The following is a 15594-nucleotide window of genomic DNA, read 5'->3' as shown; positions in this document are numbered from 1 at the left end:
CCTGTTCGCTAATAACTGATAACTGCTAAGCTGAACAAAGTATTGATTTTTTAAGCCTCGTAGCTCTACTTGGGTATATCCTGCTATTATCTATAGCTCGAACTATTCCTGAGTAGGGAAAAGTGACTTGTGATGACTTGGATGGGTAGCCAGTTTTCTGCCGTCATCGGGGTTAAAACGGCTCCTAAAATGGGAAGACAAGGAAGTTAAAGATGCTGATTTGCCCCCAGTGTCAGAGCGAAAATGCCAATACCAACAAGTTTTGTCAAGGTTGTGGTACTCCCCTGACCTTCAAGTTTTGTCCTGAGTGCGGGACTCAGGTGGCTTTAAATGCAAAATTATGCCACAACTGCGGCGCTCAAACGGGGACGGTGTGGTGGGCGATCGTGATGGGAGTTGTAGAGACGCAGGAAGGTTCGCCTGTTAGCAACTCAGGAGTCGTAGAAGTGCTAGACGTAGCAGGAGAACCAAAAACTGTAGAATCGCTCCCCAGCAGTATATCTCAGCAGAAATCAGAGGGAACTGCACCGCCTGCTCCCTTGGCTCTCTCACTTACCACTCACCACTCACCACTCACCACTTCTGCTTTACCAGCAGGAGCTTATTTAGATCTACAGCAGCGCTATCAGTTGCTCGATCCGTTGGAAATGCCTTTGAATCCAAGCGATCGCGTAGAGACGCAAGTGAGAGTCCTAGACTGCCAGCCATTTCAACTATCGCCCTTAGAAGCAGGCGCAAACGTGATGGTGGCGCAATCAATTCCCGCGATCGCCAAAACCTACATTGCCCTCAACTCTAGATTTGGGGAAAAATATCGTCAAAAGCTACCGAAAATCCACGATGCTTGGCAGCAGGGAAACCAGCAAGTGATCCTGATTGCCGATCGCTCCGATTGGCAAGACCTAATGCAGATGTGGCACGAACGCAGCACGACTCCAATACAGATTATGCAGTGGTTTGAGGATATGGTACGGCTGTGGCACGAACTGGAGCCTTGGCATTGTCGCCAAAGTCTATTGGAGCTATCTAACTTGCGCGTGGATGCGACTGGGAGTCTTGGATTGCAACGCTTGTATCCCGATCCACCTCAAGAAAATTTAACCTTGCAAGATTTGGGGCAGATTTGGCAGCAGTTATTTCAAGAATCTCAACGCACTAAATTTGGTTCCTTGGTAGAGCTATTGTTGGATTTAACTGCGGGCGACATCCAGACAACAGATGAGCTACAATCGCGCCTGCAAGCTACGAGTAGTGAATTACAATTAGATGCGATCGACGCACCTTATTCTCCTTCAGTATTGAATACACAGGAGGCAGCTGCCGATCGAGGAAAAGTTGGAGTAACTTTAAATAACTCTGCTGCACCAACTGTTATTCAAATGAACGAATCTCAAGAGAATTTTATGAAAAGCGAGGAGTTACCGACTTTAGTGCTGCCAATGCATTTGGTTAGCATTGAGGATGCGGGTAACACTGATGTCGGTCGTCAAAGACATCATAACGAGGATTGTTTTGGTATCATCACCAAAGTTGATAAATACGTGTTTCCTAGCGATCGCACGATTGAGGCACAAGGTATTTATATTCTTTGTGATGGCATGGGCGGACACGCTGGCGGTGAGGTAGCCAGTGCGTTAGCAGTGAAGAAGCTACAAGAATACTTTCACGCTAATTGGCAACCGTACCAAGCTTTACCCAATGAAGCTTCCATCCGCGAGGCAATTCGCATTGCCAATCAAGGAATTTTTGACCTCAACCAGCAGGATGCCCGTTCGGGTGTCGGACGGATGGGAACGACTTTGGTACTCGTTCTCGTCCGCAACAATCAAATGACCGTAGCTCACGTTGGCGATAGCCGTCTCTATAGCTTCAGCCGCAAGCGCGGATTAGAGCAAGTCACCTTGGATCATGAAGTGGGACAGCGAGAGATTCTGCGGGGTGTGGAACCCGCGATCGCCTATGCCCGTCCTGATGCATACCAGCTGACACAAGCATTGGGTCCAAGGGATGAGAATTATGTCAATCCTGATGTCAGCTTTGTGGAATTGAATGAAGACACTCTGTTGATATTAGTATCGGATGGAGTTTCAGATAATGGGCTACTAGAGCAACATTGGGAAACCCATATCGAACCATTACTTAACACGGGCGCTAGCTTAGAACGAGGTGTGAGCGAATTGATTGAATTAGCTAATCAGTACAACGGGCATGACAATATTACCGTTGTCTTAGTACGGCTGAAAGTGCGCCCGAAGTTGGAGCATTAATCGTGTGGTCACGCTATATCTGCTACATCCAGAACAATCCAAACCCCTGCAACAATGGCAATTCGAGGATGCGTCAATCGTCCGTATCGGTCGCGCCCCTGACAACGATGTAGTTTTGGCAGATCCCCTAGTTTCCCGCCATCATTTACTGCTCCAGCGGCAAAATGGAGAAGATTCATCGAGTCATGTTTGGCAGCTGATCAATCAGGGGACGAATGGGACTTTTCTGGATGGCGTGTTAGTCTCCCAAAGCGCGATCGTCGATGGGTCGATAATTCAACTAGCAAAAGGCGGACCTACTCTCAGGTTTCAATTTCAATCTCCCAGTACCAGAGCGGGGGAGCAGGGGGGCAAGCGAGCAGGGGAGAAGACTTGCACTCATGATGGTAATTCGCCACAGAACCTATTCTGCATTCACTGCGGTCAGCCCCTTTCAGTACAGCAAACGATTCACCAGTATCAAGTGCTACGTATTTTAGGACAGGGAGGAATGGGAACGACATATCTTGCTTGGAATCCCAGCCAGAAAAAGCCTCTGGGGAACAATTCAACTCGCAAGTCTCAACCTCAATTACTCGTCCTGAAGGAAATGAATGCTGAAATTGCCAAGGTTGCCAAGGCTCAAGAACTGTTTGAGCGGGAAGCTAATGCCCTGAAGCATCTAAACCATGTAGGAATTCCCAAATATTACGATTTTTTCGTCGAAGATGGGAAGAAATACTTGGCGATGGAACTAATTCACGGTCAAAATTTAGAACAGATAATTTATAAATACGGTCCTGTCACCCCAGCAAAAGCGATTGGTTGGATGCTGCAAGCGTGTGAAATTTTAGATTACATTCACAGCCAAGAGCCACCGCTAATTCACCGCGATATTAAACCCGCTAATTTGATGTTGCGATCGCTCGATCATCGGATTGTGGTGCTAGATTTTGGTGCGGTAAAAACGGGTGGAACCGCTTTTGTGACGCGGATTGGGGCTGAGGGATATTGCGCTCCCGAACAAGAACGCGGACATCCATTAATTCAGTCTGACCTTTACGCGATCGGACCTACTTTAATTTTTTTGTTAACAGGTGAAGCGCCGTATAAATTTTATCGTCCTAGTAGTAAAGGCTATCAATTTCAGTTGGATAGCATCCCAACTGTCACCCCCGAATTGCAGGCTGTCATCACACGGGTGACAGAGACTAAACCTAGCGATCGCTATGCCACGGCTAAAGAACTGGCAATAGCACTGAGCGAGTGTTAATTCAATATATCTCGGTTAGTGATGCAAAGATCCTGGAGATCCCCCAACCCCCTTAAAAAGGGGGCTTTAAGTTCCCCTCTTAAAAAGGGAGGTTAGGGGGATCTTGTCTTAATCAAAAAGTATTGAGCGTTAATTCTGGAATTCATGTCTACACAAATAAAATCCGTTGGCGCAGACTGGATAGTAAGGTAGCCCACGCAGGTAGGCTTTGTTTGTATGCGCCTCAGACCTAATCGTCTGAGGGCAAATCTAATGCGGACAGATCTATTCTTCGTCCCAAGCTTCTACCGATAGCAGTTCGCTGACGGGATCTTGCATGGAAAAGCCGAAATCCGTTAATTCCTGCTTCCAATAAGACCATTCATTACCAAATACGAGGGCAATCTTCCAGATACTATCTGTTGGTCTAACAATTTTGGATTCTACGAGCGAACGGATCTGGTGCTGGAACTTCACCATTGGGTGAATAACAGGCTGAGCCATAAGTTTTACTTAGATTTTCGATTGAGTTTGCTAAATACCTAACCTGAAACGCTTCCGAATTTTGATTAACACCGATGCGTGGAGTTTTTCTTCGGCGCAGAAGCAATTCTCTACTCTTGTACTCTACCACAAATGATTTGGCAAGTACCTTGACAATTGTTATTGGTTCGGGAATTACTACTGTGCCAGTTGAGTAACTGGAATGCAGGGAAGTGAAATTGGACGCTAAAAGCGATTGGGTTTTCTTAGCTATGTAAAATATGATAACAATAATTGCTGCTCTGTGATGCAGTACGGTTAATTAGTATTAGGCGATCGCCCCCAACTTAGACAAAAATTCGCTGTAAATTTAACACGAAACCGGGCAGCACATCTTCACCAGATAAAGTTAAAGGAGCTAGCAAAACTTCTACTGGTTGTCCCAGGCGATAGATTTCAACTTGACGATCTTGAGGATTAATTAACCAACCCAAACACGCACCATTATCCATATATTCCTGCATTTTAATTTGCAGATCTTCCAGAGCATCAGTGGGGGAGCGTAACTCGACTACAAAGTCAGGACATAGGGGAACGTAACCATCTTGCTGCTGTTGGCTCAAAGCATCCCAGCGCCGTCTTTCTACCCAAGAGGCATCAGGAGAACGTTTTGCACCATTTGGCAGCACGAACAAGACGTTGGAATCAAATCCTTCTCCCAAATTCAAGTTTGCTTCTACCCATGTATCTAATTGTCCAGTTATACTGCGATTCTTGCGGCTAGATGTTCCTCCTGTGGGTGGCACAACAATTAAATCTCCTGCTGCCGTTTGTTCAAAATTCCACTCTGGATTAGCTCGAACGATGCGATCGAACTCTGCATCCGAGAGTTTTAATGAATTTATCATCAGGCTGCTGTTCATTGCTGTGTTAAATCTACAGGCAATTCTTTTAATTCAAATGTATCATTGACTGGCGATCGCAGAATTCTAGTTTTGTTCGGTTGCGATCGCGTATTCTTTTTATATGCGATCGCAATTCTTTCTATGAAACTTGCTATATTTAGCTACAAGGGCAAACTGATAAAACCTCACCTCAATTATTTTCTCTCATATCATCGTCCAAAATTGCTTCAATATCTCTGGCACTATGAATGACTCGAAGAATTTCGATTCCTGAGTCACTAGTTAGTAATTCTCTCACGCACGGTTTGGCGAATGTCTTGCCAATCTTGAGCAGTAATCGGAGTTTCTTGACCAGAGGCTAGACCCTCCAATAATAAAGCTTCCAAACGCTCTTGGGCTTTACGCTCTCGATCTTGGCGCACTAATTCGCGAAAATACTCGCTAATTGTACTATAGCTACCGTTTGCTACTTGTTCTTCAACATAGGCTCGCATAGCATCAGGTAATGAGATATTGATGCTTTTCACAAGATTCCCCTAATTAACTTCTCTCTATATTTTGACAATTCTTGCCATTTCTTGTCACTACATATTTTTAGGCACGATCGCCATTAAGTACTCTTTAAGCAACTTGCTACATTGAACTGCAAATGCGAGTTGATAAGAAGCCACTGTTGTAGCAGAGTGCGATCGCACCTTCTCTGTAGAATGCATCTTTTTCTTAAACAAGTATTAAGTATTGAAGTCTCTTCCCGTAGAATTACTGAATTATGACTTTGTGAATTGGTAAATAGATTGAATCTCTCCGTGAAATTGCGCTTGAGTAACCCCAAGAGGTAGCGTTAAATAGCTATGTCAGGGTGCTAAATCTACTTAAGTGCAAATACTTTGTAATTAATAGTAATGAAGGCGATCGCTCTTACATGAGAAGTGGGTAATTTAGAGCTATCCTTTACCCACGGTTTTTATATGCCTAAAAGACGAATCGAACGGATTGCTGCTGTTATATCAATTGTCTCATTCGGTGGCTCGATGATTTTTGGAGCTGTGCAGGCTGTTAGTAGTGGCTTGAATCAGGCTGCAGTCATTCCTCAGCCAACTGCTGCGGCTAAGCCATCTCCGGTATCGTTACCAAAATCAAAAATTCCAGCTCAGGAGCGCGAATATGAAATTGTGTTGAAAAGCGAACCAAATAATCAGATTGCTCTAGAAGGATTAGTTAATGTTAGGCTTCAAATGCAAGACCATCAAGCTGCTATGCAACCTTTGGAAAAGCTAGTTAAACTTAATCCTAGCAAACAGGAGTATAAAACTTTACTTGCTCAGGTGAAGCAGGAAATTAGTAAAGGTAAGTGATCGTAATTAAGAATATCTAATCTTTTTGAGGAAGTTGAACTGATAATCCTCCTTGAGGTGTAACTGTTACTAGTCCTCCTAAAGCCTGGATTTTACTAATTGCTAATTTGCGCGTGCGATCGTCGATCGCGTTGTTAAAAACCATAACCCATGCACTAACTTTAGCTGATTTACTCAATGGATTTTTTTCTAAAAATTTAGCTGTTTGCCGCGAAATAGCAATAACGCTTTTGCTTTCTTCGTCTGAATAGTGACTTGCCCAATTTGCTGCTATTTCAAATGATTTTTTGGCAGATGAAGCGTTATCTGTAAATAATAACTCATTCATTCCTTTGTAACGCCAAACATAGTACGATTTAGGTGGAAATTGAGCCGTCATGTGTTTTAACCCTTTTTCCATTAAGTTGATTGTTTTCTCTGGCATTCCAGCATACATAGTTGTACTACCAGAAAGGAAAGGGTAAGCATGGAGGAAATAAGGATCGCGATTGATGATGACTTCAAAAAATTCGGGACTGAGGCTGTAACCAGTTTTGTTGCGAACTGTGTCATCGCCGAAGTAGATTAGAAAGTTGATAAATGTCCAATTAGACACTACGTTATCAAACCCAAAGCTAGGTAGCTTACGTAAGACTTGGAGGCGTTGTTTTTCTACTTCTAGTTCTTGATTGAGTTGTGCTACTGAGGTAGATTGTACTTTACTAGTTAGTTTATTTAACTGAGGTAACTGTAAAGCACCAATTGCGGTCGCGCTTAGTATAATAACAATTAGAGTGCCTGGAAACCGATTGAGTTTCTGACGAGATATTAACATTTTTAAACTTTAAGCAATACAGTCAATCTGTTTATATCTGTTGTAGCATAGCCTTTCAAGTTTTAGTTCTATGTAGCTAATTTATTATAAATATTACTGTGACACGGTAGATGTTGTAGCTAGTTCTAAAAGTTATGTAAATAAATTTGACGGGTGCGATCAGTACTCAGAACAAGCTGGGTAGCATAAAGTTAACTCTTTATAATTTACTTAGTAAACGAAGAATAATTATCTATATTAAAGGCTCAACTTCATTGAATTTTCTGCTTTAAAGTTCAAATAAATAGTTTAAGTAAAATACTCGCTTACAAATTGACAAGAGCGATCGCTAAAATAAACCACGCCAGTTATGAATAATTCCTCTTCTGATTCTACTCTCAACTGTTTGATTTCTCCCGAAATTAAAAATGATGATTTTTATGTAACTCTTCAAAGACTTGCTAGAGAAGAAGATATTAAAACAGTTTTAGAAATTGGCTCGTCTTCAGGTCAAGGAAGTACTCAGGCTTTTGTAGAGGGTTTACAAGAAAACTTAAACAATCCTATACTTTTTTGCATGGAGGTTTCACAAGCTAGATTTACAGAATTAAAGAAGACTTATGCTAGTAAAACTTTTGTAAAATACTATAACTTATCTTCCGTTTCTATACGAGATTTTCCTAGCGAAGCTGAAGTTAAAGAATTTTATGAATCTACCCCAACTAATTTAAATTTATATCCGTTAGAGGTTGTTTTAGGATGGCTAAAGCAAGATCTTGAGTATATTCAACAAACAAATTTAGTTGACAGTGGCATCAAGCAGATTAAAAAAGAAAATAAGATTGATTATTTTGACCTTGTTTTAATTGATGGTTCTGAGTTCACTGGTAGCGCTGAGCTAAATGAAGTTTATGGAGCAAAAATTATTTGCTTAGATGATATTAATGCATTCAAAAATTTTAAAAATCATCAAAAATTACTTGCAGACAGTAATTATACATTGATTGTAGCAAATCTAAAACTACGTAATGGTTACTCTATTTTTAAAAGGATAGATACTATTGAAAAATTTTCATTCGATAATGAAAAGAACGAGCAGTTACTTGTACGCAAGCTTGTCAATTCTGGAATGTTGGTTTTTGATGTTGGCGCAAACACAGGCGATTATTCAATTTTACTGAGTAAACTTGTTGGAAATTCAGGACAAGTATTTTCGTTTGAGCCAGCAACTACCACTTTTCACAAATTTCAAGAACGAATACTTGGGTCTAATATTCAAAATATATCTGTATTTCAAATAGCAGCTTATTCAGAAAATACAGAAATAGAATTTAATGAATTTCCAGATGACTATTCAGTTTGGAATAGTATTGGCAAGCCTCAGATGGCAGATCCCTATCAAATATATGCTAATTATGTTCCTATTATTAAAACTGAAATAGTTAAAGCAATTTCAATGGATTCTTTTTGTCAAGAACATGACATTACAAAAATTGACTATCTCAAACTTGATGTAGAAGGGGCTGAAAGCGATGTCCTTCAAGGAGCTATCAATTTACTAAAAGCAAAAGCTATTCGCTTCTTACAATTTGAGATATCGCAGAAGATGTTAGAGGGTTTAAATCGTACAGCTAAAGGCTCCTTTGACATTTTAATTGAAAATGGCTATGAATGTCACCGCATATTAGCAAATGGTGAGATTGGAGAAGAAGCTAACGACTCAACTTCTTTTTATGAAAACTATATAGCTTTTCCTTCGCTATCAGTAAATTTCTTTACTATTGTACTAAATGGTAAACCATTTATCGACTATCATATTGAAGTATTTAAACAACTACCTTTCAAATGGCACTGGCATATTGTTGAAGGAGTAGCAGAACTAAAACACGATACAGCCTGGAGTATTCCATTAGGTGGGCGAATTGTTGATGAATTTCACCACAACGGTCGTAGTCATGATGGTACAACAGAATACATAGACGAGCTAGCACGTCAGTACCCAGAAAATATTACAGTTTATCGCAAGCCAGAAGGTATTTTTTGGGATGGAAAACGTGAAATGGTAAATGCACCATTGTCAAATATTCACGAAGAATGTTTACTTTGGCAAATAGATGTTGATGAATTATGGACTGTAGAGCAGATCTGTACTTCACGGCAAATTTTCGTTAAGAATCCTGAGAAAACAGCTGCTTATTATTGGTGCTGGTATTTTGTAGGTGCAGACTCGATTGTAAGTACTCGTAACTGTTATAGTCAAAATCCTCAACAGGAGTGGCTACGCACTTGGAGATACAAACCTAGTGCAGTTTGGGTAGCGCATGAACCTCCTAGACTAGCTGAGCCTTTGCCGAATGGTCAGTGGAGGGATATAGCGTCGGTTGATCCTTTTACGCATAATGAGACAGAAAATCTAGGCTTAATTTTTCAGCATTTTGCTTATGTAACACCAGAACAATTGAAATTCAAAGAACAATATTACGGGTATAAAAATGCAGTTTCTCAATGGGAGCAATTGCAAACACAAATTCAATTTCCGCTATTATTACGTCAGTTTTTTCCTTGGGTTAGAGATACAACACAAGTAGATAGAGCTAGTTCATCCGGTGTAGTACCGATCGCACAAAGAAATAATAATGGAGATTGGCGCTTTTTACAACTAGAAGAATTGTCCGCAGAGAAGCTAAACGGAAAACAAACTGAGACGAAAAAGTTAGCACCAACTATCATCGTCGATGGTGTATTCTTCCAACTTTATAAAACTGGTATTGCACGAGTTTGGCGATCGCTATTAGAAGAATGGGTAAAAAGCGGTTTTGCTCGGCATATTATTGTCCTAGATCGTGCTAGAACTGCGCCAGCTATGGCAGGAATTAAATATCATCCAATGCCAGCTTATGATTATGGTAATACAGATGCCGATCGCGCCATGCTTCAGCAAGTTTGTGATGAAGAAAATGCCGATTTATTTATTTCTAGTTACTACACTACACCTTTATTAACTCCGTCCGTATTCCTAGCACATGACATGATTCCAGAACTCATGGGAGCAAATCTAAATCATCCCATGTGGCAAGAAAAACACTATGGAATTCAACACGCAACTGCTTATATTACGGTTTCGGAACAGACAGCACGCGATCTTGTTAAATTCTTTCCCGATATTTCTCTAGAATCTGTAACAGTTGCACAAAATGGAGTAGATCGTCAAATATTCTCACCAGCTAACTCTGATGCGATCGCTCGATTTAAGATGAAATACGGCATTTCTAAGCCATACTTTCTCATAGTTGGCGCTGGTGCTGGTTATAAGAATAGTATTGTGTTCTTCCAAGCTTTTGCTCAACTTCATAGTAAACAAGGATTCGATATTGTTTGTACGGGAAGTGGCTATGTGTCTGATGTGGATTTTAGAACTTATACGTCAGGTAGTACCGTGCATATGCTGCAACTCAGCGATGAGGAATTGAGCGTTGCTTATTCTGCCGCTGTTGCATTAATTTATCCCTCAAAATATGAAGGATTTGGCTTACCCGTGCTAGAAGCAATCGCTTGTGGGTGTCCTGTTATTACTTGTGCTAATGGAGCCATTCCAGAAGTTGCGGGACAAGCAGCTTTATACGTAAATGATGAAGATGTAGATGGATTAGCAAATGCACTTTGTGAGGTTCAAAAACCTATAGTACGCAATTCCTTGAGCTTTGCTGGACTACAACAAGTGCAAAAGTTCTCCTGGTCAAAAATGGCAGAAACGATAAGTTCTGCTTTGATTAACGCTACTCTTTTGCCACTTAATTTGAAAGAAATTAACTATATTATCTTCCCAGACTGGTCGCAATCAGAAGAGATAATTAGTGAGGAATTAGAGCAAGTAATTAGAGCGCTCGCAACTCATCCTGATAGTAATAAAATTACACTACTGGTCGATAAAGGCAATTTAGATGAAGAGGAAGTTGGTTTAATTTTATCTGGTGTTAGTATGAATCTGCTGATGCAGGAAGATTTAGATATTTCAGAAGGCGCGGAAATTTCTTTGATAGGACAATTGAGTGAAGTGCAATGGCAAGCTTTATTACCTCGTATTCAAGCGCGAATTGTTTTGGATAATGAAAATCAAGAGGCGATCGCAGCAGCGAAAGCAGAAACTCTTCCCTGTTACTTAAATCTTGCAAGTAATCTCAACTAGTATGCAGAGCCGCCCAGAAATTAATTTCTGGGCTAATAGCAAAAGTCTACTGAAGTAGACTATAGACTAATTACAGTCGGATTTATCCGACTTAGGCTTTGAGACTGGGATTTAAATCCCAGGCGGACTTGGCAACAGTTGCAAGATCTTGGTACTACGAATTAAACAACTTTATCAGTTTACCCATCTCGGAATTCATTCCGAGACTAATCGCAAAAGTCGGCTGAAGCCGACTACATATTTCCATCTACAAAAATTTTTATGGCTCTCTGGCGACTTTACTATCATTTAGTTTGGGCAACCAAAGAGCGCCAATCTTTTATCGCTCCTGACATAGAGCCTAAACTTTATAGTTATCTGATCGGCAAAGCTGATTCCCTCGGTTCTATTATCCATGCGATCGGTGGCATAGAAAATCATATCCATCTGGTAGCTTCCATTCCACCCAGCCTTTCTATTGCGAATTTTGTTAAAAATCTCAAGGGCAGTAGCGCTCATCATTTGAATCATAGCTTGCCTAATTCTTCGCACACCTTTGCTTGGCAACGCGGGTATGGAGTCTTTTCACTTGGAGGTAAACAACTGACTCAGGCTGTAGACTACGTGAGCAATCAAAAAGCACATCATCTACAAAGAACTACCATTGCCTCTTTGGAGCGAGATAGTTATGAAGAAGATGCTCCACTTCCCTGGAATCAAGGCAGAACAGTAGATTAAGCGCTAGCCTTAAACTTTAGTTCAAGCTCAAAGCTCAAGCCCGTTGAAACGGGTTAAAATCTCTACATAGTTAGCTTCAGCTGACTTGAGCTATTAGCCAGGAAATTGATTTCCTGGCGAGCTGTGGGTCTGTCGGTAAGATTTGAGTTAAGCATTATCTGAAACCATGAAGATTGAGGGGCGATCGCAAAATTACCAGTAGAAAAACTACCCTTACGGGAAGACGCTCTGCATGTACATGGCAACTCTACCCATATCAAATTGGCTGTATTATAGAGTAGTACAGGCTATAAATATGATGAAACAATTGTGAGCATCGAACAAGCTATCGTTGAGAATCTACGAGTCCTACCTTTAGAAAAGCAGCAGGAAGTTCTAGACTTTGTAGAATTTCTCAAGACTAAAAGCCGATTAAAAGTTACTCGTCATAGTGTTAAAGGACTCTGTGCAGATTTAGGAATTCATATTACAGAAGAAGACATTGCCCAAGCACGGCAGGAAATGTGGAAAAGCTTTCCTAAAGAGGATTTTTAATGACCTCTGTAGTCGCAGATACGCACGCGATAATCTGGTATTTAGTGGAACCGGAGCGATTATCATCAAATGCTTTATTAGCTCTCGATCGAGCCACAAATACAGAGCAGTCTATTTGTATATCTGCTATCTCAATTGTTGAAATATGTTACCTAGTAGAACGGAATAGATTACCAAAGCTTGTCCTTCAACGCTTGCTTAATGTTTGTGATGCTAGAGATGCAGTAGCTGTTAGCATACCGCTTAGCCGTGCCATTGCCGAAACTATCCATCAAATACCTCGTGATTCTGTACCAGATATGCCTGATCGAATTATCGCGGCAACAGCACTACATCTAAACTTACCCCTAGTCACCCGCGATCGGAAAATTCAGTCTTTAGAAGAAGTTCAAATAATTTGGTAGTTGTTAATGCTGATGGATAAGATTAGACAAAATTAACCTCAACATACCTTTGCCACATTTGCTTATAAGCCTTTTCCATCTCAAGGGTAAATTGCTTAGCATTCCATAGAGGTGATGTTTGTCTCGATTGCCGTAGTTTCCAAGAAATTTGTTGCCGCAGTGAAGCATCTTTACCTAATCTCACTCCCCACTCGACATATTCTTCATCTGTCCAGGCAATACCTTCTGTTACCCCAACATTCATCATGAAGGTGTAACTATTGCGGGCAGCAAACTGTTGACCTACTTTTGTGACTAGAGGTATACCCATCCACAATGTTTCTAGAGTTGTGGTTGCTCCATTGTAGGGATAGGTGTCTAAAACAATATCTGCAATTTCCAAATTGGCTCGATGGGCAAATTCGCTAGGATCTCTAGATAAAAATCTTAACCGATCTGGGTTAACTCCTTCATCTTCTGCAATTTTATTGAAGAATTCCCGAATCATATTTTCATCCGCTCTACCCTTAACTAAGAAATAGCTATTGGGAACTTGGCTGAGAATCTTCATTTGCAGGCGTACTGTGTCTGGATGGCGCTTATAGCCTGTTTGAGAACTTAAGTAAACTACAGCATCCGAGGGAATTTCTAAGTGTTCACGGCGTAACGTCGGTACGCCAACTTCAAAGCCATCTACTGCTATATAAGTTTGAGGTAAACGCCAGATTTTTTCACTATAATAATTTTGGGCATTTTCTGGTAGTACGTATGGGTCGGCAATGTAGTAATCTACGGCTGGAAGTCCAGACGCATCCCATCCTAACCATGTTACTTGTACAGGTGCGGGTTTAAGTGCCATGACTTGACAAGTTGTATCTAAAGTCAGGCTATCTAGATCGACTAGAATATCAATTTCATCTGCTTTGATTTGAGTAGCAGTCTTTTGTGGTTCAACTCCAAATGTATGAACGCAATCTACTTGCTTTTCAAACCATTGATAACCTTCAGCTTGCTGATAGATTAAATAAAGATTGGTTTGAAATGCTTCTCGATCGTAGTATTGAAACAACCAACGACTCAACCAACCAACTGAATGCCCTTTAAGAGTATGGGCAACGTAGCCAATTTTGAGTTTTTTAGTGGTTGTAATAGAATTAGTCCACCCTGTTTGAACAACAGGAGAACTCTTTGCTTGAAAATTGGTTTGAAAAATCTGAGCAATTTGATTCTGCAAAGGACGGTTTTCTTGCGGTCTATCTTCAATATAGGGTAAGAAAAAGTTAGCAGTTAAGATATGACTATCAATATTTAAGGAATCATCAGAGTCTTGTAGTAGCTTTGGAATTAAAGCTTTGTGGCGTTGGACAATATTTTCTAAATCTAGCCAAGAACCTGCACTTAGTATGGCGCGAAGTAATATATAACTACCTTGAATCTGCCAATATGGGCTCTGGCAGTTCTGAAAGAAATGTTTTGCTGTCTTTATTGCTTCTTGATGACATCCAGTTTTGGAATGAAAACACGATAAATGTCTCAGCGCTTCTGGATGTTCTGAGTTTAATCGCAAACATAACTGAGCTAAATCGGTAGCAAAATCTGGTCGGTCTAATTGATGAGCTATTTTGACTGCGATTGGCATCACAGTATCAATGAAAGCTGCTGGTCTATCTGTGTAATGAGGAAGACACGATTCAGCAAATGATAAACTTGCTGGAATGGGATAAGCAACAAATTTTATTAGTGTTTCGAGTAAAATGTTTAAATCTATTTCTGTTGGTGAAGCTTGTTGAATTAATGTATTTACCTGCCAGCCTGCTATGTCTTGAGAGGTAATACTATCTAAATCTAAGCCTAGTTGAATTATCTGGAGAATATTATCAATATTCGTCGGAGTAATTTCGCGAATATGCTGCCGAATTAGCCAACTCAGTTGTAAATTTTCTAACTCTAGTTGACGTTGAGCTTCAGTGTCGAGAATCTGGATGAGTTCTTTAGTCCATTGTTCGGCTTCCTCGTTACTAGCTTCAGACATCGCTAGCAGCCAAGTTGTTTGAGCAACTTCTTCTTGTTCTTGTAATAGATAAGCTAAACCTAAATGCCAATAATGACTAATAACTTCGGGTTCTGTTTCAATTGCCCGTTCGTATAGACTAGCAAGTTGGCTGTATTTACCTTGTGTTAGTAAATTGCTAGTTTGTACCTGTAAGTTTAGTGCAACAACCATATTTTGTTGAGCAATCGCTAGAAGCTTTACTTGTAAGATTCAATTGCTATTTTAATCTCGCTAGATATGAAGTTGCCAATATGTGAAATAAGTTTGAAAAAATAGATAATTATCGTCCGAGTTCTACGTTAGTGCCACAAGCATTAGTACCAGGACGACCAGATGTAGGTAATGTGGTAATATTTCCGGCTGCGGCAGATTCACAGATAATGCCAGAAATGATTTGTTTTTGGTTCCCATCGGCATATCTTTCAACTATACCAACATAACCTTTGAGCATTGTATCGGATGCGGTTGCATTCACCGTACCAAGTGACGTATTACCGGAAATATTGTAGGTGTAGTTAGCTGTAGAACTAGGTAAACCAATAGATAGTTCGCTCATAGCATTGGCAAAAGTACCTTGAGTTAACCAATGAGTAGATTGAGCGGCGTTGATATGGGCAATACTCGATTTTGCTTCAGCTTGTTTGGCTTTGGGAATTTCATTTAAAATGGTCTTCATTCCAACTGCTG

Annotated in this window: 14 protein-coding genes; 7 read left to right on the top strand and 7 right to left on the bottom strand. The window is 40.6% G+C overall.

Translation table 11 applies throughout. The features are described from left to right. Nucleotides 1-212 precede the first annotated feature (212 nt). Nucleotides 213-2267, top strand: a complete 2055-nt coding sequence (locus M5J74_RS12040; protein ID WP_015154336.1) for a serine/threonine phosphatase — start codon at nt 213-215, stop codon at nt 2265-2267. 4 nt (nt 2268-2271) lie between these two features. Beyond that, nucleotides 2272-3519: a protein kinase gene (locus M5J74_RS12035; RefSeq protein WP_250016775.1), complete on the top strand. Its 1248-nt coding sequence runs from the start codon at nt 2272-2274 to the stop codon at nt 3517-3519. A 264-nt stretch (nt 3520-3783) separates the two neighbouring features. Here M5J74_RS12035 and M5J74_RS12030 read toward each other — a convergent pair whose 3' ends face one another. The 4 genes from M5J74_RS12030 to M5J74_RS32655 form a co-directional block, all read right to left on the bottom strand. Beyond that, on the bottom strand, nt 3784-4002 hold the full coding sequence (locus tag M5J74_RS12030; RefSeq protein ID WP_015154334.1) for a DUF4327 family protein: 219 nt from the start codon (nt 4000-4002) through the stop codon (nt 3784-3786). Nucleotides 4003-4328: 326 nt separating this feature from the next. Then, nucleotides 4329-4889, bottom strand: a complete 561-nt coding sequence (locus tag M5J74_RS12025) for a Uma2 family endonuclease (RefSeq protein ID WP_250016774.1) — start codon at nt 4887-4889, stop codon at nt 4329-4331. Nucleotides 4890-5164: 275 nt separating this feature from the next. Continuing rightward, on the bottom strand, nt 5165-5413 hold the full coding sequence (locus M5J74_RS12020) for a type II toxin-antitoxin system ParD family antitoxin (protein WP_015154332.1): 249 nt from the start codon (nt 5411-5413) through the stop codon (nt 5165-5167). A 57-nt stretch (nt 5414-5470) separates the two neighbouring features. Continuing rightward, nucleotides 5471-5599 carry a hypothetical protein gene (locus M5J74_RS32655; protein ID WP_255409943.1) on the bottom strand — a complete coding sequence of 43 codons (129 nt, stop codon included), beginning with the start codon at nt 5597-5599 and terminating at the stop codon, nt 5471-5473. 216 nt (nt 5600-5815) lie between these two features. On the opposite strand from M5J74_RS32655, the gene M5J74_RS12015 reads away from it, so the two are divergent. After that, nucleotides 5816-6241, top strand: coding sequence for a M48 family metallopeptidase (locus M5J74_RS12015; protein WP_250016773.1), 426 nt, complete (start codon nt 5816-5818; stop codon nt 6239-6241). Between the two features lie 16 nt (nt 6242-6257). On the opposite strand, the gene M5J74_RS12010 is transcribed toward M5J74_RS12015, so the two are convergent. After that, nucleotides 6258-7055: a hypothetical protein gene (locus M5J74_RS12010; protein WP_250016772.1), complete on the bottom strand. Its 798-nt coding sequence runs from the start codon at nt 7053-7055 to the stop codon at nt 6258-6260. 349 nt (nt 7056-7404) lie between these two features. Between M5J74_RS12010 and M5J74_RS12005 the strand changes: the two genes are divergently transcribed. The 4 genes from M5J74_RS12005 (at nt 7405) to M5J74_RS11990 (ending at nt 12875) form a co-directional block, all read left to right on the top strand. Continuing rightward, nucleotides 7405-11220 (top strand): FkbM family methyltransferase, encoded by a 3816-nt coding sequence (locus M5J74_RS12005; RefSeq protein WP_250016771.1) that lies wholly within the window; start codon nt 7405-7407, stop codon nt 11218-11220. Between the two features lie 261 nt (nt 11221-11481). Next, nucleotides 11482-11937, top strand: coding sequence for an IS200/IS605 family transposase (tnpA, locus tag M5J74_RS12000; RefSeq protein WP_371933996.1), 456 nt, complete (start codon nt 11482-11484; stop codon nt 11935-11937). Between the two features lie 309 nt (nt 11938-12246). Beyond that, nucleotides 12247-12471, top strand: coding sequence for a DUF2281 domain-containing protein (locus M5J74_RS11995; protein ID WP_250016770.1), 225 nt, complete (start codon nt 12247-12249; stop codon nt 12469-12471). Beyond that, nucleotides 12471-12875, top strand: a complete 405-nt coding sequence (locus M5J74_RS11990; RefSeq protein ID WP_250016768.1) for a type II toxin-antitoxin system VapC family toxin — start codon at nt 12471-12473, stop codon at nt 12873-12875. The genes M5J74_RS11995 and M5J74_RS11990 overlap by 1 nt, the downstream gene beginning before the upstream one ends. 22 nt (nt 12876-12897) lie before the next feature. Here the strand turns inward: M5J74_RS11990 and M5J74_RS11985 are convergent, their stop codons facing one another. Together M5J74_RS11985 and M5J74_RS11980 are read right to left on the bottom strand one after the other, a co-directional pair. Beyond that, nucleotides 12898-15078, bottom strand: coding sequence for an O-linked N-acetylglucosamine transferase, SPINDLY family protein (locus M5J74_RS11985; RefSeq protein ID WP_250016767.1), 2181 nt, complete (start codon nt 15076-15078; stop codon nt 12898-12900). A gap of 109 nt (nt 15079-15187) precedes the next feature. Continuing rightward, nucleotides 15188-15583, bottom strand: coding sequence for a type IV pilin-like G/H family protein (locus M5J74_RS11980; RefSeq protein ID WP_250016765.1), 396 nt, complete (start codon nt 15581-15583; stop codon nt 15188-15190). Nucleotides 15584-15594: the final 11 nt, after the last annotated feature.

Origin of the sequence: Chroococcidiopsis sp. CCNUC1 (assembly GCF_023546805.1) — a bacterium.
GTDB lineage: Bacteria > Cyanobacteriota > Cyanobacteriia > Cyanobacteriales > Chroococcidiopsidaceae > Chroococcidiopsis > Chroococcidiopsis thermalis.
The sequence above is the reverse complement of the archived record's forward strand: the minus strand, read 5'-3'. Positions and strand labels throughout refer to the sequence as shown.